The organism is Nostoc sp., assembly GCF_036917615.1.
Lineage (GTDB): Bacteria > Cyanobacteriota > Cyanobacteriia > Cyanobacteriales > Nostocaceae > Nostoc.
Genome location: NZ_JBALCZ010000031.1, coordinates 62,715 through 87,528, shown reverse-complemented (window position 1 = coordinate 87,528; position 24,814 = coordinate 62,715). Strand labels below are relative to the sequence as shown.

23 protein-coding genes are annotated in these 24,814 nt (G+C 41.3%); 9 read left to right on the top strand and 14 right to left on the bottom strand.

Going from position 1 to position 24,814, the window contains the following annotated elements; all coding sequences use genetic code 11:
* Window positions 1–11: 11 nt before the first annotated feature.
* The 5 genes from V7K85_RS11640 to V7K85_RS11620 form a co-directional block, all read right to left on the bottom strand.
* On the bottom strand, window positions 12–404 hold the full coding sequence (locus V7K85_RS11640; RefSeq protein WP_334813720.1) for a PH domain-containing protein: 393 nt from the start codon (window positions 402–404) through the stop codon (window positions 12–14).
* Window positions 391–813: a ribonuclease P protein component gene (rnpA, locus tag V7K85_RS11635; protein WP_334813718.1), complete on the bottom strand. Its 423-nt coding sequence runs from the start codon at window positions 811–813 to the stop codon at window positions 391–393. The genes V7K85_RS11640 and rnpA overlap by 14 nt, the downstream gene beginning before the upstream one ends.
* Window positions 814–838: 25 nt before the next feature.
* A complete protein-coding gene (rpmH, locus tag V7K85_RS11630) occupies window positions 839–973 on the bottom strand; it encodes a 50S ribosomal protein L34 (protein WP_099102484.1) in 135 nt (44 codons plus the stop codon).
* A gap of 298 nt (window positions 974–1,271) precedes the next feature.
* Window positions 1,272–1,784 carry a DUF2808 domain-containing protein gene (locus V7K85_RS11625; RefSeq protein ID WP_334813716.1) on the bottom strand — a complete coding sequence of 171 codons (513 nt, stop codon included), beginning with the start codon at window positions 1,782–1,784 and terminating at the stop codon, window positions 1,272–1,274.
* A 242-nt stretch (window positions 1,785–2,026) separates the two neighbouring features.
* Window positions 2,027–2,185: a hypothetical protein gene (locus V7K85_RS11620; RefSeq protein WP_334813714.1), complete on the bottom strand. Its 159-nt coding sequence runs from the start codon at window positions 2,183–2,185 to the stop codon at window positions 2,027–2,029.
* Window positions 2,186–2,542: 357 nt separating this feature from the next.
* Between V7K85_RS11620 and V7K85_RS11615 the strand changes: the two genes are divergently transcribed.
* The 4 genes from V7K85_RS11615 to V7K85_RS11600 all read left to right on the top strand — a co-directional run bounded on the left by V7K85_RS11615 (window position 2,543) and on the right by V7K85_RS11600 (window position 5,899).
* A complete protein-coding gene (locus V7K85_RS11615) occupies window positions 2,543–3,709 on the top strand; it encodes a Re/Si-specific NAD(P)(+) transhydrogenase subunit alpha (RefSeq protein ID WP_334813712.1) in 1,167 nt (388 codons plus the stop codon).
* A 31-nt stretch (window positions 3,710–3,740) separates the two neighbouring features.
* Window positions 3,741–4,034, top strand: a complete 294-nt coding sequence (locus tag V7K85_RS11610; protein ID WP_229547018.1) for an NAD(P) transhydrogenase subunit alpha — start codon at window positions 3,741–3,743, stop codon at window positions 4,032–4,034.
* The gene (locus tag V7K85_RS11605) at window positions 4,031–5,437 is read left to right on the top strand and encodes an NAD(P)(+) transhydrogenase (Re/Si-specific) subunit beta (RefSeq protein ID WP_334813710.1); all 1,407 of its coding nucleotides are present in this window, start codon (window positions 4,031–4,033) and stop codon (window positions 5,435–5,437) included. Before V7K85_RS11610 ends, V7K85_RS11605 begins: the two co-directional genes overlap by 4 nt.
* 180 nt (window positions 5,438–5,617) lie before the next feature.
* The gene (locus tag V7K85_RS11600; protein WP_334813708.1) at window positions 5,618–5,899 is read left to right on the top strand and encodes a hypothetical protein; all 282 of its coding nucleotides are present in this window, start codon (window positions 5,618–5,620) and stop codon (window positions 5,897–5,899) included.
* Between the two features lie 360 nt (window positions 5,900–6,259).
* Here the strand turns inward: V7K85_RS11600 and V7K85_RS11595 are convergent, their stop codons facing one another.
* Window positions 6,260–7,033, bottom strand: a complete 774-nt coding sequence (locus tag V7K85_RS11595; protein ID WP_334814014.1) for a DUF3800 domain-containing protein — start codon at window positions 7,031–7,033, stop codon at window positions 6,260–6,262.
* Between the two features lie 88 nt (window positions 7,034–7,121).
* Here V7K85_RS11595 and V7K85_RS11590 point away from each other — a divergent pair, with 88 nt between their 5' ends.
* Window positions 7,122–7,265: a hypothetical protein gene (locus V7K85_RS11590; RefSeq protein WP_334813706.1), complete on the top strand. Its 144-nt coding sequence runs from the start codon at window positions 7,122–7,124 to the stop codon at window positions 7,263–7,265.
* Window positions 7,249–7,560 carry a hypothetical protein gene (locus tag V7K85_RS11585; protein WP_334813704.1) on the top strand — a complete coding sequence of 104 codons (312 nt, stop codon included), beginning with the start codon at window positions 7,249–7,251 and terminating at the stop codon, window positions 7,558–7,560. Before V7K85_RS11590 ends, V7K85_RS11585 begins: the two co-directional genes overlap by 17 nt.
* 162 nt (window positions 7,561–7,722) lie before the next feature.
* Here the strand turns inward: V7K85_RS11585 and V7K85_RS11580 are convergent, their stop codons facing one another.
* The 4 genes from V7K85_RS11580 to petN all read right to left on the bottom strand — a co-directional run bounded on the left by V7K85_RS11580 (window position 7,723) and on the right by petN (window position 12,374).
* The gene (locus tag V7K85_RS11580) at window positions 7,723–8,478 is read right to left on the bottom strand and encodes a hypothetical protein (protein WP_334813702.1); all 756 of its coding nucleotides are present in this window, start codon (window positions 8,476–8,478) and stop codon (window positions 7,723–7,725) included.
* Between the two features lie 340 nt (window positions 8,479–8,818).
* A complete protein-coding gene (locus V7K85_RS11575) occupies window positions 8,819–11,959 on the bottom strand; it encodes a GAF domain-containing protein (protein WP_334813700.1) in 3,141 nt (1,046 codons plus the stop codon).
* Window positions 11,960–12,115: 156 nt separating this feature from the next.
* Window positions 12,116–12,280, bottom strand: coding sequence for a hypothetical protein (locus V7K85_RS11570; RefSeq protein ID WP_334814022.1), 165 nt, complete (start codon window positions 12,278–12,280; stop codon window positions 12,116–12,118).
* Window positions 12,281–12,284: 4 nt separating this feature from the next.
* Window positions 12,285–12,374: a cytochrome b6-f complex subunit PetN gene (gene petN, locus V7K85_RS11565; protein ID WP_012408302.1), complete on the bottom strand. Its 90-nt coding sequence runs from the start codon at window positions 12,372–12,374 to the stop codon at window positions 12,285–12,287.
* 269 nt (window positions 12,375–12,643) lie between these two features.
* Between petN and V7K85_RS11560 the strand changes: the two genes are divergently transcribed.
* From V7K85_RS11560 to V7K85_RS11550, 3 genes are all read left to right on the top strand, one after another.
* Complete coding sequence (locus V7K85_RS11560) at window positions 12,644–14,530, top strand: ATP-binding protein (protein WP_334813698.1); 1,887 nt, start codon at window positions 12,644–12,646, stop codon at window positions 14,528–14,530.
* A 30-nt stretch (window positions 14,531–14,560) separates the two neighbouring features.
* Window positions 14,561–15,823, top strand: coding sequence for a sensor histidine kinase (locus tag V7K85_RS11555; protein ID WP_334813696.1), 1,263 nt, complete (start codon window positions 14,561–14,563; stop codon window positions 15,821–15,823).
* Window positions 15,824–15,921: 98 nt separating this feature from the next.
* Window positions 15,922–16,383 carry a hypothetical protein gene (locus V7K85_RS11550; protein WP_334813694.1) on the top strand — a complete coding sequence of 154 codons (462 nt, stop codon included), beginning with the start codon at window positions 15,922–15,924 and terminating at the stop codon, window positions 16,381–16,383.
* Window positions 16,384–16,479: 96 nt separating this feature from the next.
* Here the strand turns inward: V7K85_RS11550 and V7K85_RS11545 are convergent, their stop codons facing one another.
* From V7K85_RS11545 to V7K85_RS11530, 4 genes are all read right to left on the bottom strand, one after another.
* Complete coding sequence (locus tag V7K85_RS11545) at window positions 16,480–16,662, bottom strand: hypothetical protein (RefSeq protein ID WP_334813692.1); 183 nt, start codon at window positions 16,660–16,662, stop codon at window positions 16,480–16,482.
* 1 nt (window position 16,663) lies between these two features.
* A complete protein-coding gene (locus V7K85_RS11540) occupies window positions 16,664–17,416 on the bottom strand; it encodes a class I SAM-dependent methyltransferase (RefSeq protein WP_334813691.1) in 753 nt (250 codons plus the stop codon).
* 90 nt (window positions 17,417–17,506) lie between these two features.
* Window positions 17,507–18,910, bottom strand: coding sequence for an aspartate aminotransferase family protein (locus tag V7K85_RS11535; protein ID WP_334813689.1), 1,404 nt, complete (start codon window positions 18,908–18,910; stop codon window positions 17,507–17,509).
* A gap of 72 nt (window positions 18,911–18,982) precedes the next feature.
* A complete protein-coding gene (locus V7K85_RS11530; RefSeq protein ID WP_334813687.1) occupies window positions 18,983–24,757 on the bottom strand; it encodes an amino acid adenylation domain-containing protein in 5,775 nt (1,924 codons plus the stop codon).
* Window positions 24,758–24,814: the final 57 nt, after the last annotated feature.

Below are 24,814 nucleotides of genomic sequence, written 5' to 3'. Positions count from 1 at the left end.
ACGCCAGTTCATCACTTGTTAGCAGCGGCGCTATATTCGGGATTTTTTGCAGCAATTCTTTCGTTGATGTAGTCATAGACTTCCCGAAATTTGGGAATTGCACGCAATTCCAGACGACTGCCGTTTCTTAGGGTTAGCGCCATATCTCCCCACAAACCAATGCCACGGGGCACTTTAACGATTTTGACAATTTCTGAGTAAATTATGTCAGTGCGATCGCGCCCCTGCCAACCTCCCGTCACGGTAATTCGGCGATCGGTAATACGGAAACGCAGCCACAATGCCCTGACAATTGCCCCAACTGTTAATGGTATCCCTACAATAGTTAGCCCAATCAGCAGGTTGATAATTAAATCCCCAATATGGGGGCCACCTTCATAATATACATCTTCACGAATTCCCATCTAACACCTCAGCTTGTGCCAACAACTGCTCTAATTCTTGCAGAAATTGTGGGCTTACGCACTTAGATTCTGCTGCTGTGGGTTTCACAATGAACACTAGCCGCCATCCTGGTGATAGTTTGGGCAGCAAGTTGTGCAAAGCAGCAGTAATTTGCCGTTTGATTCGGTTGCGAACTACCGCCCTTTTGCTGACTTTTGTGCTTATGGAAATGCCAATCCGTGTGCTGGCAAGATATCCTGAGTCAGTTACTTGTGTAGTCTGGGTAGCAGTGGACAAAGAAGGTTTTGTTGAACATAACGGCTTTAAGGCTCTCAATGTTAAATAAGAGCCATGACGCCGAATCCCTTCCCGGAAAACTGCCTGGAAATCCTTGCGGGATTTTAGCCGATTTGCTTTGGGCAAAGCCACAGATGCTCTTTTAGCTTGATCTACTCTAAACGCTCAGACGGTGACGTCCCTTTTTTCTCCTAGCGCTAATCACATTTCTGCCATCTGGTGTCCGCATTCTGGCGCGAAAACCAGAGGTTCTTTTTCTCTTACGGCTAGTGCCGCCCAGTGTTCTTTTCATACTGTTCTCCTCTTAGGTGATTTTTATAAAAACTCACAATCTCTAATTGTATCACTTTATTAGTAGATTGGGGATTAGGCAATTCAATTTTGGATTTTGGATTGACGATAGCGTAGCGTAAAGCCATGCCGTTGGCGAACGCGAACAGCGTGTCGCAGACAAGCCTCTCGTTCGCGTTAGCGTCTTTAAAGGAGAAGAGAAGGCTTTACGCTAGGCTATCGAGCGTATGATTGGATTAAATTTCAATTCTTTAATCCAAAATCTAAAATCTAAAATTCTTACTCCCCACTCCCCAGACTTAAGTGATGCTCAAAATCCATGTTCCCATATAGCGCAGTAGTGGCACATCGCCAGGAGAGAGCACTTGACAGTTAAAATAGTAAACTCCGCCGAAGGCTGGGTTTTTCACGTTAGATAAGACTACCTCAACTGCGCTACCTGCTGGCACCGGCTCTTGGGGAAAAATATTAATCAGCTTACCTTCTTTGTCCCACTTCACCTCAGAAAGCGGAACTGCTTTGCCTTTGACTCGGACTTCAATTTCTTTCTGGTCAAAAGTTCCTTTGTAATAATCAGGGTAGGTAATGGCAAATTGACCAACTGCCAATTTCATTCTTTTGGCTGGAATCCTCAATATGTATCGATCCCAACCATTAGCTTGTCCACCAAAATCTAACCTAAAGGGCAGTTGATTTTCTTGTTTGACGCCGCTAAACAGCGTAAATCCAGGTAAGCTTTGTGCCCAAGTCAGGGCTGGAAATCCAGTCACTAAACAGCTCGTCACGGCTAAAGCGGAAAGTAAACGTCGCATAATTGGGCTTCCTCTACCAAAATATAAATCTGTTATCTAAATAACCGTGTGTTAGTATTCGTTACTAAAGTTTACTACTCACTTCCTGACAATTGACGTTCAGTTACAACAAAAAGTGCCATTCCCCCTGATATTTGGGTGACAGTAAAATTACTTAGTTATTAAATTTGACATATAATAATCAATTTACTTCATTCCCCTTACAGAGTACTGATTTGATGACTAGGTTGGTCAAATTTTAACTAGATAGAAACACAGTTGGGATGGGATTGTGTTTCTAAATATGTATAATTGTATCGAATTTTGAGAATTTTATGATAAAAATTGAGGCGTGCCATCAGCGATCGCCAGTTAACTTGGGCTAAATTGATTAAAATGAGTTGAATCAAAGTCGTAATCATTAAAATTTGATTTGGAAATTATAAAGCTTTCAAAATTGGGTCAATATTACTCTATAAGAAAGGAATACCAAAATTTCTCAATCCCGAAAATAAGCTGAAGATAAAGATGCAAAATTTGGGAATCAATCTAGGATGTGCAATACGTAACCCTGTTTGCAACTATCTGAAAATATGACATCTGCGAGCGGCAAAGTCAGGCTTTGCCTGGACAGCTAAGAGTGGGAGAGGAAAGTTTCAAGGTTCAATCTACAAGTAAAAGTCATAGCTGATGTTCCTGCTTAAGTACTATAGAGTGCGGGATATCCCTCATCTAGACAATCGCTGGCACAGATTAGGTATTTATCTTCAGGAGATTTCATGAGAATAGCAGTTGCTAAAGAAATTGAAGTTTGTGAACGTCGTGTGGCATTAATTCCTGACACCGTTGCTCGATTGATAAAACAAGGTTTGGAAGTCTGGGTGGAAACAGGTGCAGGAGAGCGAGCTTTTTTCAACGATACTGACTATGAAGCAGCAGGAGCCACAATAATCAGCGATACTGCCAAATTATGGGGCGAAACAGATATTCTGCTGAAAGTCAGCCCCCCGCAAGAGCGAGAAGATGGACGCTCAGAAATTGACTTATTAAAAGAAGGGGCTGTATTAGTCAGTTTCCTGAATCCTTTGGGAAATCCTGTTGTAGCACAGCAACTAGCAAATCGGAAAGTCACAGCCTTGAGTATGGAAATGATTCCCCGTACTACCAGGGCGCAAAGTATGGATGCTTTATCCTCGCAAGCTTCACTAGCAGGTTACAAGGCAGTATTAATTGCCGCAGCTGCATTACCGAAATATTTCCCGATGTTAACCACAGCCGCAGGTACGATCGCTCCAGCGAAAGTATTTATTATGGGCGCTGGTGTAGCCGGATTGCAAGCGATCGCCACCGCTAGACGTTTGGGAGCAGTGGTAGAAGCCTTTGATATCCGTCCCGCCGTCAAAGAAGAGGTGCAAAGCTTAGGGGCAAAATTCGTTGAAGTCAAATTAGACGAAGAAACCGTCGCTGCTGGCGGTTACGCCAAGGAAATTTCTGAGGCTAGCAAACAACGTACCCAAGAAGTTGTCGCCGAACACGTCAAAAATTCTGATGTGGTAATTACCACCGCCCAAGTTCCTGGGAGACAAGCACCACGGCTGGTTACAGAAGAAATGGTGGCACAAATGAAACCAGGTTCAGTGATTGTGGATTTGGCTGCTGATCAGGGTGGTAACTGCGCCTGCACCGAACCCGGTAAAGATATTGTGTGGAACGGCGTCACAATTATCGGCCCCATCAATCTCCCATCATCGATGCCAATTCACGCCAGCCAATTGTATGCCAAGAACGTAACTTCGTTGATGCAACTGCTAATTAAAGACAAAGCTTTGCAGGTTGACTTTAGCGACGACATTGTTGATGCAGCTTGCGTTACCCACGCTGGTGAAATTCGCAATCAACGAGTGCGGGATGCGCTACAAGCATTGAGCGGCGTTGGAGCAGGTTAGTAGCCAAATTACCATAAGGAGTTTTGATTTCATGACAGAGGCATTACTTGCTGCTTTGTTTGTATTTGTTTTGGCATCTTTTATCGGCTTTGAAGTCATCAACAAAATACCACCGACTTTACACACGCCCTTAATGTCAGGCTCAAACGCGATTTCTGGGATTGCGGTACTTGGAGCAATAGTTGCTGCTGGTGCCAGAGAGACGAATGTATCAGTAATTCTTGGTTTGATTGCTGTGGTATTGGCAACAGTCAACGTTGTGGGTGGTTTTTTAGTTACAGACAGAATGTTGCAAATGTTCAAGAAGAAGGAGATTAAGGCGTGAGCGACTTTTTACCAACTGGCATTCAGCTGACGTACTTAGTCGCTGCATCGTTATTCATTCTCGGTTTGAAAAAGCTGGGATCACCTGCTACAGCGAGGAACGGTAATCTCGTCGCGTCTGTGGGAATGCTGCTGGCGATCGCAGCGACAATGCTGGATCAGCATGTGTTGAACTACGAGATGATATTGTTGGGCTTGGCGATTGGATCGGGAATTGGTGCGATCGTAGCCTACAAAGTCCAAATGACCGAAATGCCCCAAATGGTGGGTTTACTCAACGGCTTGGGTGGTGCTGCTTCGGCACTAGTAGCTGTTGCCGAATTTTGGCGGTTGTTAGATAGTTCTCAGCCGATACCCCTAGATGTCAACATTTCCATACTTTTGGATGTGTTAATCGGTGGTATTACCTTCACAGGTAGTTTTCTAGCCTTTGCCAAATTGCAAGGTTTAATCAGCGGTTCCCCGATTACATTTCCTTTCCAGCAACCATTTAATCTCTTGCTTCTGGCTGCTTATGTAGTCGGCAGTGTCTATTTAATCATTACACCAGATAGCTTACCCATATTCTTGGGAGTGGTTGGCGTTTCATTGGTGTTGGGCGTGATGTTCGTTATCCCCATTGGTGGCGGCGATATGCCAGTGGTAATCTCGCTGTTAAACTCGTTGTCAGGTGTGGCGGCGGCGGCGGCGGGGTTTGTGGTGATGAACAATATGTTAATCATCGCTGGGGCTTTGGTGGGAGCATCTGGCTTAATCCTCACCGAGATTATGTGTAAGGCGATGAACCGTTCCTTATTTAGTGTGCTGTTCAGCGCTTTTGGGACAGGATCTACTTCTGGTGGTGCTGCTGCTAGTGGTGGTGCAACTGATCAAAGCGTCCGTAGTATCGATCCCGAAGAAGGGGCGATGATGTTGGGTTATGCCCGTTCTGTGGTAATTGTGCCTGGTTATGGGATGGCAGTTGCCCAAGCGCAACATAGCGTCCGGGAATTGTCAGATCAGTTAGAAAAAATGGGCGTTGATGTCAAGTATGCCATTCACCCCGTTGCTGGGAGAATGCCAGGGCATATGAATGTGTTGCTGGCGGAGGCAAATGTGCCTTATACGCAGTTGTACGACATGGAAGATATTAATCCCCAGTTTGAGCAAGCGGATGTGGCTTTAGTAATTGGGGCAAACGACGTGGTAAATCCGGCGGCGCGGAGTGATACAAATAGCCCGATTTATGGTATGCCGATTTTGGAAGTTGATCGGGCGAAGCAGACGATTGTAATTAAGCGCGGGATGAGTACAGGTTTTGCTGGTGTAGAAAATGAGTTGTTCTACAAGGATAAAACTACGATGCTTTTTGGTAGTGCTAAGGATATGGTGGCGAAGTTGGTTTCTGAAGTGAAGCAACTTTAACGAACCGCAGAGGCGCAGAGAGCGCGAAGTAAGAAAAGAATTAGAGAGTTTGCTTGCCTTGGGGGTGTTATATTCCTAGGGCAAGTTTTTTACTCAAAAGTAATCTTAATACCGTAATTCTTCTATATAAAATTTCTATAATAAAAGTCTTACGATTTACTACAAGAGGTTTTTTATTAAATGAGTAACAATCCTATTTACTTAGCAGCATTATATACAGGAGCAAGAATGAATCAACCACACAAGTCACTATTTGGCTCATCTAATCCAGCTACACTAACACAAAAACTAGAACAAGAAACTCAAAGAAGAAGCAAACAATTAGCCGAAGAGGATGAAAGAAAACTGCACCAATATGAAATGACACGGCATTCTATGCAATTAGCAGCATTATATACAAAAAAAAGAATGAATCAACCACACAAGTCACTATTTGGTTCATCTTACTCACTATTTGGCTAATCTAGCTACACCAACACAAAAACTAGAACAAGAAACTCAAAGAAGAAGCCAAGAATTAGTCAAAGGGTATGAAATGACACTATGCCAATACAATGATTTTATCCAGTGGCAGTTCTTCTTGTAGTAGCAATAAGCAGAAATCCAAGTACCTAATTCAACTTTAAAACAAGAAGCGATCGCCTCTTCTTACTGTGCGTCTTGGCGATTCGTTAAAAAAGGCGATCGCACCTCCAAATTTCCATTAAGTGATTCTGAGTTGACAATTAGCAAGTTAGAAGATATTATAGTGATTAGGCACAGCCTAGGGGTAGTCGTCTGACTGCCGCATCACAAACCGCTAACAAGGCGGTTTTGTTGTTTTTAGGGGTTGTCAAAGCAATAGTACTTAATTCCTAATGTATTAATCTGATTCTGTGTCAAGCGACAATTGACAAGTAGATTAGCATTCTTGAGAGACAAAAATGCTTGGTTATCGGGATTGTCTTTGCTACGAACGATGGGATACAAACATAAATCAGCAATCTGCATAATTGCGTTTGCCTTCATTTTACTGTCTATTCCACGTAGTGTGTTTGATAAATATTCAGCAGATAAAGGTGAATATTTATCCGATCTATTAGCATTAAAAGGATGTCCTTTTGCTCTTAAATCATGAAAGTATTGCTTAAGTAAAGTATCTTCGTTTCTTCCTGCGGCTTCAAAATAAACCATTAAACTACCATTATTCATCCCAGCATACTTGGCACTACGTTCAACTACAATAGAGAATGCACTTCTCATCATCTCCCAGGTTTGCTCACCATACTTTTCAAGATAACGATTGAGATATCCTTGACGAGACACTACGCAGGCATGAACAATTATTGGACAACTAATAATAGTAAGTGTCAAGTCTTCCAAAAATCTATCTTGCTCTGGTTTTTGAAGCTTACCTAACCAAGCAAAGCCTTTTTTGCGAGATCGTATTTCATTACCGTGCAAGGGTTTTTCTTGAGGAATAAACCAGCGACTTTTAAACTCTGATACTAATTGTTTAATTATTTGCTCATCCTTCCTTTTGATTAAAACGCCACCCATAGCAAAGAAGGGATATTGGTCTTTGGGATCAGGCTTTGGACTTCCAGAATCATCAATGTATATAGCAAATTCATCTTCATATATTTTATCATTGGCAGAATATTTTATTCAAATAAATTAAATTTTCTCTTAGCATTACATATTTATGTTACTAAATTATAAAAAAGCAATCGCCTCTTCTCTTCTGACTCTATGTTCTTTGTGCCTCTGTGGTTCGTTAAAAAAAGCGATCGCCTGCAAAATCTCCACAGTGCGATCGCTCTTTTCTTCCTATGCGTCTTTGCGGTGAGATAAGAAAGCGATCGCCTGCAAAATCTCCATTGTGCGATCGCTCTTTTCTTCCTCTGTGTCCTCTACGCCTCTGTGGTTGGTTAAAAAGAGCGATCGCCTGCAAAATTCTGCACAGTGCGATCGCCTCTTCTCTCCTTCTTCTGTGCCCTCTGTGTCCTCTGCGGTTCGTTAAAAAAGCGATCGCCTGCAAAACTCTACCGTGTGATCGCCTCTTCTATGCCCTCTGCGGTTCGTTAAAAAAGCGATCGCCAAATCTTCACCATGCGATCGCCTCTTCTTCCTTTGTGTCTTAGTCTGTTTGTGGTTCGTTAATAAATAATTTGGTAACTGAGAAAAACCAGTTGTAAGACGCAAAAACGTAGTGATGTGATTATACAAAATACCCCACTCCACATTAGCCTCAGCCAAAGTGAAATGAGGTGCTTTTATTATTGGTAATTAAACTGACTTTAAAATTAATCCAATGACTTGCCAGCTTTACTTAGAAGCTTACCCAATCTTTGAATTGGCCCTTTAAATCCCCTTGGGGCTTCAGTTGCAACTTGTTGAGTTTGTTCACCCAGTTTCGTCAGCACCTCAGCAAAGCCAGTGCCTTTAGCGGTTTTGCGCTTCAAGAGTTGCTTAAGTTCTTTAAGTCCATTAGCAACTTCTTGGAGATTCTCGTTTTCAGATTTATGCAATAAGGTGTACCACGTATCAATTGCACCTTGCGCCGCCTCCGGTTCAATTTTAGTCAAGTCTCCTTCAAGCGTTTCTATTACTGATTCTATGTGTTCAATCTGTTCGCGGTCTTCCGCCTTACCTAGTGAAACACCTATATTGCGAAGTTGCTTACCCAACTTCTGTAACAGAGTTTTTAGTTCATTATCAGTATCAGAAGCAACATTACCTGCTTGCTCACCAATTTCAGTTAGCACTTCACCAATTTCATGACCAGTGGCCTTACCACTTTTCACCAGTTGCTTGAGTTGCTTGAGGTTATCGGCAATTTCTTTGATTTCTGGCTCTTTAGCTTTGTGTAAATAAGTATACCAATCGTCGATTAAGCTAGTAGCAGTTTCACTATCAAGAGCAGTCAAGTCTCCTTCAAGTGCAGAAAGAAGTGAATCTAAATCCAAGTTATCAGCTTTATCAGCTTTTTTAGCTGCTGGGCTTTCTTTCTTGGCAGCAGTCTCTCCTTGTTTACTATTGGATTTTTGTTGAGAACTCATGGTGTAATTTCCGTAACAAAATTAAGTAAATGTACAGATATCAGTTTATAAAGACTCTGCGGGATTTCCCTCATTCTTAGGTAAGACTTACGCACTATATAAATCTATAATTATGTATATTAATAGGAATCAAACCTTTCAGACCTTTAGTGAAAGCCCAAAAACAAGTAGTATTCACTTTTTCTGTAAGCTTTCCTACAGAGTAGCTGTTCTCAAAGCTAGGGGCTGATTGTAGCATAGGTGTAAAAGTGCTAATAAATATTTCTACCTTTAAACGAAATATAAAAAAATTATCGTCGTCTGACAGTGCTGTGTTGGGCTTGGAGTTCTTCTAGCTAACTCACCGTTTCATCGGAATTTCTATCCAGAATTCACAGCCGTTACCAGGTTCAGAAACACACTTGATATTACCGCCGTGTTTTTCCACAATAATTTGGTAACTAATAGATAAACCCAAACCAGTACCTTGTCCAGGTTGTTTGGTGGTAAAGAAAGGTTCAAAAATGCGCGATCGCATCATCTCTGAAATCCCACAACCATTGTCAGCAATCCAAATCAGAATAGTATTCCCTTCTATGACTTCTGTACGAATCCAAATTTTAGGATTGTCAATTATTTTTCCAGCTTTCTGTGAGTTTTCCAGTGCATCGATCGCATTGTTGAGAATATTCATAAACACTTGATTTATCTGAGCAGGATAGCAGACTAATGAGGGCAATTCACCATATTGCTTAACTACCTCAATAGCAAAAGAATTAGTCTGTGATTGCAGCCGATGTTGTAAAATTAGCAAAGTACTGTCGATGCCTTCATGAAGGTCAACAGGCTTCATTCCTACTTCGGCAAGTCGAGAAAAAGTTCGTAATGACAAGACTAATCGAGAGATCCGATCTGCTCCCATCTTCATTGAAGTAAGAATTTTGGGCAAGTCATCACTAATGAAATCTAAATCCAGTGCTGCTGCTTGCTTTTGAATTTCTCCTGTTGCCTTAGGATACTGTTTCTGATAGAGGCGCAGTATTTTAAATAAATTTTCCGCATGTTCAGTAACATAAGTGATGTTACCGTCAATGAAACTAATCGGGTTGTTAATTTCATGTGATACACCAGCAACTAACTGCCCTAAGCCTGCCATTTTTTCACTTTGAATTAACTGGCTCTGAGTGTGCTGTAATTCTTTAAGAGTCTGGGTGAGTTCTTCTTTTTGACGTTGAGTCTGTTCGAGTAATTCCGCTTGCTGAAGTCCTACCCCTAACTGAGTACCAATCTGCATCAGCAAATCTACCTCATCCTCTTGCCAATCACGGGGTTTGATATTTTGATAAGCTGCTAATAATCCCCAAAGTTTTTCACCCTGAAAAATCGGCACAATCATATATGCCCTAGCCTCCATTAGCTCAAGCAGGGCAATATGACAGATAGAATAATTGGCGCTGTAAATATCTTTAATGACAATACTTTTATTATTAATAAAATCTCCGCCTTGGGTTTCTTGTAAGTAATCATCTGCGTAGGCGTAGCCCGTGGTAGACATTGCAGGTACAATTTCCCTTACTGGTGTCCAAGCTTGGGCTAAAGACTCAGCAACAAATTCGCCACTCCAATCAGTCCCGAATCGATAGATTGTCACTCGATCAACTTCCAATAACCGGCGGACTTCTTCTGTACTGGTGGCAAAGATGGTGTCAATATCAAGAGACTGGCGAATTTTCTCCACCGTTGCGGCTAAGGCCTTCTCCCTTTCGGCTGCTTTCCGTTCTCGTTCGGCGGCTTTAGCTAGTTGTTGGGCTTGCACCTGCACCTGTTTCAAGGACTCAGCTTGCTGTAATGCTACCCCCAATTGAACGCCAACTTGTGCTAGCAAGTTGATGTCCTCATCTTGCCAATAACGGGGCTGGGAGTTTTGATAAGCTACTAGCAATCCCCACAGCTTTTCGCCCTGAGAAATTGGGACAAAAACTTCATTACGTGCATACTTACCCGCTTGCTTTCCTTGCACAAGAACGCCTTGTGTCAGAGGCTGCGGCTTAACCATTGGTGTCCAGCCATCAACAATGGAATCAGCGACAAATTCGCCACTCCAATCAGGATAGAAGCGATAAATTGCGACTCGTTCCACTTCTAATAGGCGACGGACTTCTTGAGTAGTGGTTTTAAAAATAGCTTCAATTTCAAGTGACTGACGAATTTTTTCTACGGTGTTCGCCAACGCCCTTTGCCTTTCAGCAGCTTTGCTGATCTCTGCTGCTTGGATCTGCATTTGTTGGATAAATTCCGCTTGCTGCAAAGCCACACCTAGTTGGGTGCCCACTTGGGTAAGCAAGTAAACTTCATCTTTTTGCCAATCACGGGTTTGGGCGTTCTGGTATACTGCTAACATGCCCCACAGCTTCTGACCGTGGTAAATGGCAATGATCACATAAGCTCTTGCTTGATATATTTCTAAGATTTTAATGTAGCAGTCGCTAAAGCCTGCACTGTAAATATCATTACAAATCCGGTAAACTTCACACTGACTGAAGCTACCACCCTCTGTATCTTGTAAGTAGGTATCAGCAACTGGGGGTTTAGCTAAATCTTTGGTGCTACATTCGCTGACGTTTTCTTTCAATTCCGGGCGCTGCAATTGCTGCTCCATGAGGGAGATCCAACCCTCTGCCACTGATTCAAACACGAATTCACCACTCCAGTCAGGATTGAAGCGATAAATAGCCACGCGATCAGCATTTAGCAGCTGCCTAAGTTCTGCGGTGCTTGTGTGGAAAATGCTTTTCAAGTCTAGAAATTGACGAATTTTCTCAATGGTTATGGCTATGGTTTTCTGCCATTGAGCTGCTTTTTCTCTAGCTTTTGCTTGTGCTAGTTGTGCCGATTGTAGTTTTACTTGTTCCAGGTAATCTGCTTGCTGCAAGCCAACTGCCAGATGTTCGGCGATTAATTGCACAAACTCAATTTCTAATGCTTCCCATTCGCGAGGACTACTACACTGATGAATACACAGCAATCCCCATAAATCTTTACCTTTGATCAAGGGGGCAGCTATATTGGCACGTACTTGAAATCTTTCTAGCATCTGGAGGTGACAATCACTGACACTAGCTTGATATATATCAGCCATTGCTTTAATCCGACCTTGCTGATATAGTCCTGCAAACTCCGCAGCAAAGCAGTGGTCGCGCAGTTTGGCTGCTAGTGCCGAACCCCATTCTGCTCCCACATCTTCATAGATAAATTCCCCTTCCCATCCCAATTCGGGATAAAAACGAAACACACTAACCCGATCGGTTTTCAGAAGCTGACGTACTTCAGTGACTGTAATTTTGAAGATAGCGTCTATGTCTAGAGACTCGCGAATGCGGGCAATAACTCCAGACAAGGCTTTTTGTTGCTCATTCTGATGCAGGGAGAATGTCATATCTGAATGAGATTCTTGCTGTTCTGAATTTGGTTGTATGGGTTGAATAGTAGAGGAGTTTTCCATTCCCAGTGGGACTTAAAATATTGAAAGTCTTCTATCTTATGATTCCCGTAGCGATCGCAAAGGTAACAGTTATTTCCTTTAAATGCCAGAAAAAACAGTGTAGGGACACGATATTATCGTGTCCCTACAAAAAAACATTTTTCAACCACAAGCGAATTATCGCCGTTTGGGAGTGGCGCTGCGGGTGGTGCGTTTCTCTTCATCTCGACGGCGGCGATCGCGCCAATCTGCCAGGGTTAAATAACCAATACCACCAGTGACTACTACGAGCAGCACTACAGCAAATAAAGCCAAAATACTCAATAATGGACTTTCCACCATGCCTCTACAGTCCGTTACGTCCCCAGACTACCATTGCAATTGACCAAGTGAACACAACTAACAGTGATACCCAACCTAGTGTCAAAATCTCCATAGTTAGTTTTCAAATAATTACAAAAGGTTTCTAATATTTATCATACTGGTAAAGGGCAGGCTGAGATTTTTTTATCAATGAGATTGTAGTTTTGTGGGCGATGTCTACGACGGGCGTCGCTGCCTCAAACCAGACACCATCTTTTCTTGATACCCTAGTCCTTTACGTAATAATAAAAACTAATATAAAAAAGTAGCGCTTTTCCACTTGATGGTTTGGGAATACTAAGGTTATTGGTATATATTTCAAATCCAGCAACCCCTAGTATTATGCCGACATTTTTCAACTATCCTTTCCACTCTAACGGTTTTATTCCCCACGGACATTGTTATCTCTGGCAAACTGGATTAGTTTGGCTCCACATTATTTCTGATGCCACGATCGCTTTTGCCTATTATTCTATTCCCTTCTTGCTAATTTACTTTATTTCCAAGCGCAAAGACGTTCCTTTCAATGGAGTCTTTCTGTTATTTGGTGCTTTTATCATTGTCTGCGGTACTGGACACTTGATGGAAATTTGGACGCTTTGGCATCCAGACTATTGGATTGCAGGTGCTTTAAAAGCTTTAACTGCCATTATTTCGATATATACGGCATTTGCGTTATTCTATCTCATGCCTCAAGCTCTGACACTACCCAGCCCTGCCCAGTTAGAAGCTATCAATCGAGCGCTTTCAAGTGAAATTGTAGAGCGCAAACGCATTGAGAAAGAACTACGCCTTGCACAAGAAGTCGCTCAAAACTCCAGCCAAGCCAAGAGTGAATTTCTCGCCAATATGAGTCATGAATTACGCACACCCCTCAACGGCATCCTGGGCTTTACACAAATCCTCCAACGCACAGAATCTTTAAGTGAGAAAGGACGCAAAGGAGTTGGCATTATTTATCAATGTGGTTCCCATTTACTAACTCTAATTAATGATATTCTGGATCTCTCTAAGATAGAAGCCCGCAAACTAGAATTGCATCCTGTTGATTTCTACTTGCCTGCCTTTATAGATAGCGTGACTGAAATTTGCCGCATCCGGGCAGAACAAAAGGTGATCGCATTTCACGTCGAACTCGATCCTGATTTGCCAACGGGCATTCATGCTGATGAAAAACGCTTGCGGCAAGTACTGATTAACTTGCTTGGTAATGCGATTAAATTTACTCATCAAGGCAGTGTCACCTTCAAAGTTCAGGTCATTGGTCAAGAATCAAATGCCAATGGACAGATTAACTACAAAATCCGTTTTCAAGTAATAGATACCGGCACGGGTATAATCCCTGAACAAGCCGAGAAAATCTTCCAGCCGTTTGAGCAAGTGGGAAATCAAAAACGACAATCTGAAGGTACAGGCTTGGGATTAGCAATCAGCCAAAAAATTGTTTTGTTGATCGGTGGTCAAATTCAGGTGGAAAGTGAATTTGGCAAAGGTAGCAATTTTTGGTTTGAAGCAAAATTGCCAGAATCTAAAGACTGGGCAAAGGTTTCTAGAGTGGTTGAGCAGGGAACCATTATTGGTTATCAAGGACAAAGGCGCACCATTTTGATTGCGGATGACAGATGGGAAAATCGATCAGTAATTGTAAATTTACTAGAGCCAGTTGGGTTTACTGTTGTAGAAGCTACTCAGGGCGAGGAAGGATGGGAACAGGCTCTCGCCCACAAACCAGACTTGATTATCACTGACCTAGTGATGCCTATATTGGATGGATTTGAGTTGATAAATCGTTTGCGTGAGTCTGGGCAATTTCGAGAGACTGCGATCATCGCTTCCTCAGCGAGTGTGTTTGCAATCGACCAGCACAAGAGTATTGATGTCGGTGCAGATGTATTTCTCCCAAAACCTGTAGAAGCGGAAACGCTGCTGGAAATGCTACGACAATTTTTGCAACTAGAATGGATTTTTGACGGGAAGGTAGACGCAATCAAAAAAACCTATCCAGGTGGTTTGGAGCAACCAAATGAGATGATTTCTCCTGCCAAAGAGGTTTTACAACAGTTACTCGAACTGGTACAAGACGGGGATATTCAAAGAATTTTAGAAATAACTCAGCAACTTTCTGTAGCTGATCAGCATTTAAGCGCTTTCGCCCAGCAAATCGTCCAGCTTGCTAGTAATTTCCAACTCAAACGTTTGGAAAATTTTATTCAACAATCCCTCAATTAATTGGAGTTAAATTTAACTTTTAAATCCATCATGAGCAAAACCCCAAATAACGGTTTTATTTTGATTGTGGATGATAATCCGACAAATTTATCTGTCCTGTGTGAAGCGCTCAATAGTGAAGGTTTTCGTTTCCGTGTTGCTGTCGATGGAGAAAGTGCGATCGCCCAAGCCGAACGCAATCAACCAGAGTTGATTTTACTGGATGTACAAATGCCGGGTATTGACGGATTTGAAACTTGTTGTCGCCTCAAAGCCAATCCTGTTACCCAAAACATTCCAATTATTTTTACCACTGCCTTAGCGGATACGGAGAGCAAAACTAAGGGATTTTCCCTTGGTGCAGTAGACTATATACCCAAACCGTTTGCACAAGAGGAAGTCATTGCTAGAGTGCGCGTGCATTTACAACTCAAACAATTGACTGAATCTTTGGAACAACAAGTCAGCGATCGCACCAAGGCTTTGCAAAAAGCCCAAGTTAAGCTGGTGCAGCAAGAGAAACTATCAACACTCGGAGAGTTAATTGCTGGTATTGGACATGAAATCAACAACCCCATCAACTTTATTTCCAGCAATATTTCACCCTTGCAAGCATACATTGCAGCAGTAACCGACTTGCTCCTACTGTATGAACAAGAGTATCCAAACCCAACAGCCAAAATTACCACTGCTATTGAGGACTTGGATTTAAACTTCGTTCTCGAAGATATGGCAAAAATATTGAACTCACTCCAGCTAGGAAGTGAAAGAATTCGGAACCTTTCTAATTCACTCCGCAACTTCTGTCGCTCGGATCGGGATGCCAAAATATCTGCTGATTTACACCAAGGACTAGATAGTACGCTAATGATTTTGCAACACCGGATCAAGGCTAATGGCGATCGTCCCGGCATTCAAGTTATTAAAACTTATGGAGTATTACCAGAGGTAAACTGCTATATTGGGCAGATGAATCAAGTATTTATGAACATTCTGGCAAACGCAATTGATGCCCTTGATGAAGCTATAACGCAAGGCAAAATGAGCAATCTAATTCCTCAGATTCAAGTTGCAACAGAAATAGATTCTGAACAATTGGTTGTAATTCGGATTGCTGACAATGGGATTGGTATTCCTGAACGGCTTAAAAAACGCTTGTTTGAGCCGTTGTTTACCACAAAAACCGTTGGGAAAGGCACTGGACTTGGCTTATCGATAGCCTATGAAATAGTTGTAGATAAACACAAAGGTGTATTAGATGTGAATTCTCAACCAGGTATGGGAACCGAGTTTATCATCAAAATTCCCACATGAAAACAGCATTTAATTAATTACAAAACTGCTCTAGCATTTATCATATTGGAGACTGGGGAAGAATTTTCCTAATAGCCAACCCCTAATTTCTATATAGAATGAACGCAACTTTAGATCCTCAATTAATGGCGGAACGCCTAGAATCTCTCAAGGCTGGAATAGTTGGAGGTTTTTCCCTATTTTCTACCTTCGCGATCGCTAGTCTGTTGAATACTTTAGTACTGGCAAAGTATTTTCAGACACTCATAAGTCTGCAAAGTGATGTTAATTGGCACTTGTGGGTGAGTGGTGCAGTTGCGACTTTTACTGGTTTGCTATTTGGTGTCACCTACCGCTATATCATCCGCTCGGATAAAAATCCTCAACTCAAAGCTGGTGGTGTGCTGGCCTTTGGCTTGGTGCGGGGGTTAACTCAGATAGAACTTGGGTGGAATTATAATAGCACAATTTGGCCTTTTTTGGTGTTGGCTTTTGAAAGTGTATTGTGGTTTGGAATCGCTGCGATTGCTCTTAATATAGCTATTCAACTGCGTTGGGTTAAACCTTTTTCATCAATCTAAATTCACACGATGTCTGAAAAGTAGTCTAAACTCCAGTTCTTAACGATCGCCTGAAAATTTTCCTTTTGTGGTTTACTTCATATCTTGCCCATCTTGTCAATACGTAAGTCCTAATTTATTAGAATAATTAGGCAAAAAACCTGCCTCTCGAAGTTCACCAATACTTTCTTTTACTGCCTGAATTACGTAACCAATATCTTCATTGGTATGAGTAGTAGATAAATAACCGTCATCTCCTATTGTTCTATCCTCAATTTTGATGCTGGTGGCAGTGTCCACTCTAGGATTTGTGACAAATAAAGTAGGCATTACCAGCCTTACCAGTTATAGCAAAATCATGTTCTGCATCATAAATATTCACTTCAGTAAAACCTACCTTTTCTAAAGCAGATATAACTTCAGATTTAGAATAACCTTGTACTAACCACGTTACATCTGAACGCTGCCAAGCTCCGTTTAAAAGTTGAAATGTAGTTGTTTCACTTTTGCCTATTTTTTCTTCTGGAGCATAAGATTGTCGAATAGCCCAAGCATACTCGTCGGTTATATTACCTTGTATAGCACCGTTCCAAAGATTAGACTGATACCGTTCGTCTAAATTCATATCAAACACAAAGTGTCCCTTTGGCAGTAGTGCTGTATAAACATTGCGAAAAACGCTAATCAATTCGTCTATACTTATGACATGGTTTAAAGCAGCAGATGTCGAAATGATCGCATCGAAGGTTGATGGAAATTCAAAGAAGCGTGCATCACCTAAAATGAATTGAGCATTTGGAGCATTTTTGCGAGCATAGTCCAACATAGCCTGAGAACCATCTAGTCCGGTAACTTGATATCCTCTGATTACCAATTGTTGTGCTAACTGTCCTGTACCACAACCAATATCAAAAATATGTGATCCTTTGCTCAAATGAGGTAACAGCAGCTTTTCTAAAGGACGTAGTGCAAATTCGCTCAGTTCTTGTCCCCATCGTTCGTTATATATCCGCGCAAAAATATCATAGTCGGAATAATGAGTTGTTAAAGACATCTTTCTTTCCTCTTTATAGTTAAATGTTCCAAAATTCAGGCAAATTCTATTGATTAACTGTCACCCAACAGTGCTGAAGTAAAATTATTTTCATGTTTTGGTATATTTATCAGATTCACTACCTAAAAAGCCACCTTCTCGAAGTTCCTTAATGCTATCTTTAATAGCATTAATCATGTAATCGAGGTCTTCATCTGAGTGGGCTGTAGATAAGTAACCACCAGAACCACGCAGGATGATTCCCCTGTCAAGTAGATGATAAGGCAAGAGACTTAATCCCTGAGAAAACTCCGATATTTTCGTATAGTCAGGCCCAAATAAGGAAGCAAAATTTGTTAGCCGGAAGGGTACTTCGTCTTTTTCAAAGTAAGTATTTAAAGCTTCCACAAATTGCAATGTACGTTGATTTAACTCCTGCTGAAGACCTGCTCCCTGAGCTTTGATGTACTTCAGTACAGCTCGTGCGGCTGCAATTGCTAAGGGATGCTTACAAAAAGTACCAGCAACAAATGTTGTTTTAGCTTCTGGACAAGATGAATCTCCATAATTCCATACACCTCCGTCAATTCCATTCATATAAATAGCTTTACCTGCAATGATGCCAATCGGCATCCCACCACCGACAATTTTTCCATAGGTTGCTAAGTCAGCTTCAACGTCAAACCACGCCTGTGCGCCGCCTGGATGAATGCGAAAACCAGTAATCATTTCATCAAAAATTAACGCTATCCCTGATGCTGTTGTTAAATGCCTAAGTTGCTGAATAAAAGCTTTGGGTTGTAAGTGGAGCATATTGCTTTGTACAGGTTCAACTAAGACGCCTGCAAGTTGATTTTCATGCGCTTTTATTACCTCTAAAGACTGAGGATTTCCATAATCTAAAACCAAAACATCTTCAATAAAATTTGATGGTATTCCTGGAGCAATTGGTACTACCTGTGAATTTCCATCTACTATCTTTGCTTTTGCTAACGTTCCATCAAAATGACCGTGATAAGAACCTGAAAATAACGCAATTTTATTGCGGCCTGTTAATGTTCTGGCCAAACGTATTGCCGTCATAACTGCTTCTGTGCCGGAATTAGCAAAGGCAACTCGCTCCATCCCCGTCAAGGAAGAAATCATCTCAGCAACCTCGCCCACATACTCTGATTGTGGGCCTAATTGTATACCTTTTTCCAGTTGTTCTTCTAGAGCTTCTTTGATAAAGGGCGGATTGTGACCGAAGAGATTTACTCCCAGCCCCATCATAAAATCTACATATTGGTTCCCATCAATATCCCATATTTTAGAACCCTTAGAGCTTTTGCCAATAATGGGATAACACATTTCTTTTGTAGTCAAGTTAAACCCATTTTGTACTCGTGGATCAGCCAAAAATTGGCGATAGGTTTGTGTGAGTTTTTTTGACGTTTTTGTTCGTTCGTTATATCGCGCAATCAGCATTTCTAAATGCTGGTTTTGATGTATTTTGATGTTAGATTTAGATATCATAATGCTATTTAAATGAATCAAAACATGCTAAAACTTTAAGAGAGTTAGATTGAGAAATTTACCCTTTTTTAGCTATGTGATAATATCACTTAGTTGTGGGGGATTCAGAAAACTACTTTGAATCAGGTAAGAAAAGTAAGTATTTAGCAACTCTGCATCTATGGGTGGGCATGTAATCGATGTACTTGCAAGTTCATCAAGAGTATTTTGCAGATGAAAATCGAATTGTTTTAAAGACTCTGTTTCACTGGTATCCTCAGATTGTTGACCCTGGAAAAAAGGGATCAGAGTATATAATGGGTTATCTATAAAATCCTCTGGGTTATTCAGCATCTCTGTTTGCCACTGGTTATCTACAATTTTTTGAAGAGGGTAGCCGAAGGAGCGAATCCAGTTTAAAAGCTCAGTCAAACTACTTGGTTGAGGATTGTAGATATGAAAAACTTTACCCAGTGATTTTTTCTGATGAGCTAGAGAAACAATGGCTTGGCTAACAAAGTCTACAGGAGTCATATCTATAGTTGTTTCCATGTCTGGAACAGAGCCAAGCTGGATGAAGCCTTTAATCATTCTATACAAACGATCGCTAGGATTACAAACCCCGGTTTTGCTATGTCCTGATACTCGTCCTAATCTGTAAATACTAGTAGGAATTCCCCTCTCACGTGCAGCTATAATTAATTGTTCTGCGACCCATTTAGTTTGAGCATAGCCACCATAAGGTACTCCTTCTTTTCCAGGATTGTCTGAAGACAAAACACTAAGGGTGGAAATATAATGCACTGGTTTAAGTTTGTTTTGACTAGCTAACCACAAAACTTCTTGAGTTCCTAAAACATTCGCTGCTTTCAGAACAGAGTAAGGATAAATCAAATTAATTGTTGCACCATTGTGATAGATCAAATCAATTTGGCTGGCGATTAATTGAAACTGCTGATCAGAAAGTCCTAGAAGCGGCTGAGATAAATCTCCTACTACTGGAATGATCCGATCGCTAAAAGATTCATTCCAAAGCAAATAGGATTCAAGGTGCTTTTGCAGTCTTTGTTTACCCGACTCAGCATCCGTTGAACGCACCAAGCAATAAATATCCGCTTGAGTCTGTCGCAAAAGTTCATCAAGTAAAAAAGCTCCGACAAAGCCTGTTGCGCCAGTTAAGAAAATTTTAGTTGGCTCAGTTACATAATTTAACAAGGTGCGTAGGCGTAGCCCGTCGTAGACATCGCAGGAGATTTTAGGGTCTAAAGCAGTATCAGCAATCAGTGTTTCCAAAATTTCGCTGGTACTTGTCGTGTCAATTTTGGCTTTGAAAGACTGACAGTGGGTAATGAGCGATCGCAATGCTTCTACAAAACTCTTAGCGATCGCCTCAATTGTTTCACGGCTATGCACACCTTGGCTGTAAGTCCAATCTAGTTGTAGTTTCTTACCAACAACAATTCCATTGATATCTAGTAAATAACTGCGCTTTCCCCGTAAGCTGCGGGAAGTCCCTTTTGTTTGTAAGGCTGTAGCAAATAGTGGTGATTCCGCAAGCACTTGGTCAGATTGACCCAAATAGTTGAATCTCATCTCTGCTGACGGCCGAGTTTGCAGTTGTTCAATAATTTTCGTGTCTTTGCAGAGATAGCGGAGGACACCATAACCAAGACCCCGATTTGGTATGGTTTGCAGTTGTTGTTTGACCGCCTGCAAAGCTTCACCAGGATTATCGCTTGCTTTTAAGTGCAACAACACTGGGAATATGGTAGTAAACCAACCTACAGTGCGTGAAAGGTCTACATCATCGGAAATTTCTTCTCTTCCATGACCTTCTAAATCAACTAGTAAAAAACTAGAGCCTGTCCACTGTTTATATGCTTGTACAAGTGCTGTCAGCAAGACATCGTTAATTTGGGTTTGATAAGCTGCGGGTACATCCTGTAACAGTGCTTGAGTTTCTTCCACACTCAAGGCTACAGATACAGTAGTAGCTCCAGCGACTGTGTTATTATTTACGCCTTCAGCAAAGTCTACTGGTATTGGTGAGATTTGGCGACGGGATTCAGCCAACCAGTATTCTAATTCTGAGTGTAATTGGGTAGAAAATGCATACTCTTGCAATTTTTGCGCCCACTGTCGGAATGAGGTAGTTTTAGATGGTAACTGAATTGCCTCCTTCCGCTTGAGATGTTCATAAGCTGTTTGTAAATCTTCTAACAAAATTCGCCAGGAAACGCCATCAACAACTAAATGGTGAATAATTAGTAGCAGGCGCATCGATTTGTTAGCACCCAAATCAAATAGGGTTATTTTTACAAGTTGTCCTTGCAAAATATTTAGACTAGATTGTAGTTCACTAACGACTGCATCGAAAGCAGACTCTTGCTTGTCTGGTGAAAACGATGATAAATCGACATGACTAAAAGGTATCTCAAGACAAGAATCAGCGTTAAACTGCTCCCAAGCAAATTCCTGACAAACAAATCGCATCCTCAGAGCATCATGATGTTTGAGTAATTGCTCTATAGCTTGCTCCAATAGAACTGGGTCGAGAGCTTGCCGAACTTCTAACAAAATTTCTTGGTTCCAATGGTGTAGTTCCGGCTGATTTTGTTCAAAAAACCATTCCTGAATCGGAGTCAGAGGAGTTTCACCAGTAACTAATCCTTGCTCTGCTTGAATGACTATGTTTGTCTGAGCTACTGCTGCTAAGTTGGCAATAGTCTGGTGTTCAAATATTTGTTTGGGTGTCAGATGTAAACCTACCTGCTTGGCTTTAGCAATAACCTGCATACTGAGGATAGAATCGCCTCCTAATTCAAAAAAGTTATCGTAGATTCCTACTTGCTGTAGTCCCAGAATTTGACTCCAGAGTTGAGCCAGCTTTTTTTCTACGCTTGTACGAGGTGCCACAACATTTCCTTCCCATTCCAGCCTACTGATATCAGGTGCTGGCAATGCTTGACGGTCAACTTTGCCATTAGCAGTTAACGGCAAAGCTTTCAGCCGCACAAAGACTGAAGGTATCATGTACTCAGGCAGTTTTGCCTGGAGAAATTCGCGTAGTTGAGTTGTATTAAGAGCTATTTCTGACTGGAGTACAACATAAGCCACCAAACGCTTATTGCCCGATTGATCTTCCCGTGCCAAAACTACAGTTTTATCAACTGTGGGATGTTGACCTAATAAGGTTTCAATTTCTCCTAGCTCGATACGGAAACCGCGAACTTTTACTTGATGATCAATCCGTCCAATAAACTCAAGATTTCCGTCTGGTTGATAGCGACCAAGGTCGCCAGTTTTGTAAAGTCGTTCCGAATTTGAGTATTGGTCTTCTTTGACTCCCCTGCTCGTTTGAAAGGGATTAGAAATAAACTTTTCTGTTGTCAGTTCGGGATGATTGAGATAGCCCCTAGCCAACCCTGCACCACCAATGTATATCTCACCAGTTACGCCAACTGGTACTGGTTGGAAATGAGAATCTAACAGATATATTTGTGTATTGGAAAGGGGGCGACCAATAGGAACTGTTTGTGAATTTTGACCTGTTTCATGAAGCTGGATTTGATAAGTTAACACCCCTACTGTGGCTTCTGTCGGCCCATAGTGATTGAAAATCAAACATTCTGTTGCTAATTGCTGCAACTGCGAAATCAATTTCCAACTACAAGCTTCGCCACCAAGAATCAATCGCTGGCGAGGTAAGATATCTTTCGGGTGAGAAGATGTCAATAAAGCAGCAAGATGAGAAGGAACAATTTTTAGACAGTCTATGGGATAACGACGAAAATAATCTGCAAGGGCATCAGGGTCAGAAGCCCGTTGTTGTGAGATGATGTGGAGACACGCACCTGTACACAAAGAAGGAAAAATCGTTGTGTTTCCCAAATCTGCGGCAAAAGTGGAAACGTTAGCAAAGCTGCGACAGACTTCAAGGTTTAGTTTCTGTGTGATCGCATTTACATAGTTAAACAGTTGTTGATGCTCAATAGCAACTCCCTTGGGCTTACCTGTAGAACCAGAAGTGAACAGCACATAAGCTAAGTTTTCAGGCTTCACATCGCTGGTAATATTTTCGTCGCTCTCCGTTGCGATCGCTGACCACTCAGTATCTAATAATACTACCCGTGCTTTATGTTCAGGAAGCATATCAACCAATGACTGTTGAGTTAATACTATCCCTACTTGGGCATCCTCTAGCCTGAAAGCTAAACCCTCTGGTGGTAAAGCTGGATCTAGGGGTAGGTACGCACCACCAGCTTTCAGAATGCCGAGAAGTCCTACTATCAGTTGGGGCGATCGCTCTACAAACAATCCTACCAAGATTTCTGGGCCTACCCCCAATCGTCTCAGATAATGAGCAAGTTTGTTGGCTTTGGCGTTGAGTTCGCCATAGGTGATTTGTTGGTCTTCAAAGACAACAGCAACATCATTTTGTATAGTATCTGCTTGGGTTTCAAACAAATGGTAAATTAACTGATCTTGCGGATAATTGATGTGGGTTTGATTGAATTCAATTAGAAGTTGCTGACGTTGGCGCTCGTTAAGGATTTCTAGCTTTGCGATCGCCGCTTCTGGATAATGAATAACACTCTCTAACAACCTATGGAATTGGTTTGCTAAACGCTCTATATCTTCTTGAAAAAATGAGTTAGAGTTGTAGTGAAATTCGGTAATTATAGAATTATCTTGACGAACACCCGAAAGTTTAATCTGGAACGGTTCAAAACATATATACTGCTTTTGAATAGAAAATGATAAATCATTAGTGAAATAATTGATAGGTTGTTCTTCAAAATCGAAACACAGTGAGTAGAATAATGATTTTTCATCATTTATTTTTGACTCAATAATGTCCTCATAGCGAAAAAACTCTTGCCATTTCAAGGCATTACGCGATGATTCTGTAGTCTGTTTTAAGGTTTCACAGAATTGATCATCTTCATGTAAATAACAATACACGGGTAAGTATTTTGCAAAAAGCCCTAGTGTTTCCTCTAACTCTGCATAATTCCTACCATCACTGCCCATGCCAATCATAACCTCTGACTGTCCAGTGAGCCGCCAAAGCAAAATCTGCCAGCAAGTCAGAAGGACTACGGAAGTAGTAGTATCATACTGCTGTGCCAAAGCTTCTATTTTCTCTACCAAAGCAGGGAAAATTGTTAAAGTGAAAATTTGAGGATTGAATTCCGATTTTTTTGATAAGCATTTTTCAAAGGGGAGTTTGAAATTACCAAGGGCAGAATAGTCTTGTTTTAGCCAATATTCTTTCCCGATATTTCTATCTTCTTCTCTTGCAAAGATATCATTTTGCCATTCAGTAAAATCGACATACTGAAAGGGTTCATCAGAAATTTCTTGATTATGCAAGCAAGCTGAATAAGAACGACTAATTTCGCGCAATAGATTCTTAATAGTTACTGCATCTGCAATCATAGCTGGTAAGCAAAGAAGCAAAATATAGGAATATTCTGAAAGAAAAACTAGGGAGATATGTAAGAGTGAACTATGCTCAAAATCGAAATCTAAGTGATTTAACTCATGATAAATTTCCTCAACTTTTATTTTCTGGCTCTGTGGATTTAACCCCTTGACATCATAAAAATCAACGATTGGTATGGCGTTATTATTAATAAATTGAAGAGGGATTGTCATCCCTGGCAATGCATGAAATGTAGTACGTAGGATCTCATGTCTGCTGATAACATATTGTAAGGCAGACTCTAAGACTTTTATATCAAGATTTCCTTTAATTAAAGTAACAAACTGGGTGCGATAAGGCTGTTGTCCATCAGTTTGTTGCGACCATACACGCTTTTGCTGAAGTGAAAGCCGAAAACCTTCTACAGTTAGCTCTTGCATATTCCTAGCTCCATTCTACTTTTATAAGGCTGGCTTGTAATCCACTGATTTTTCCCT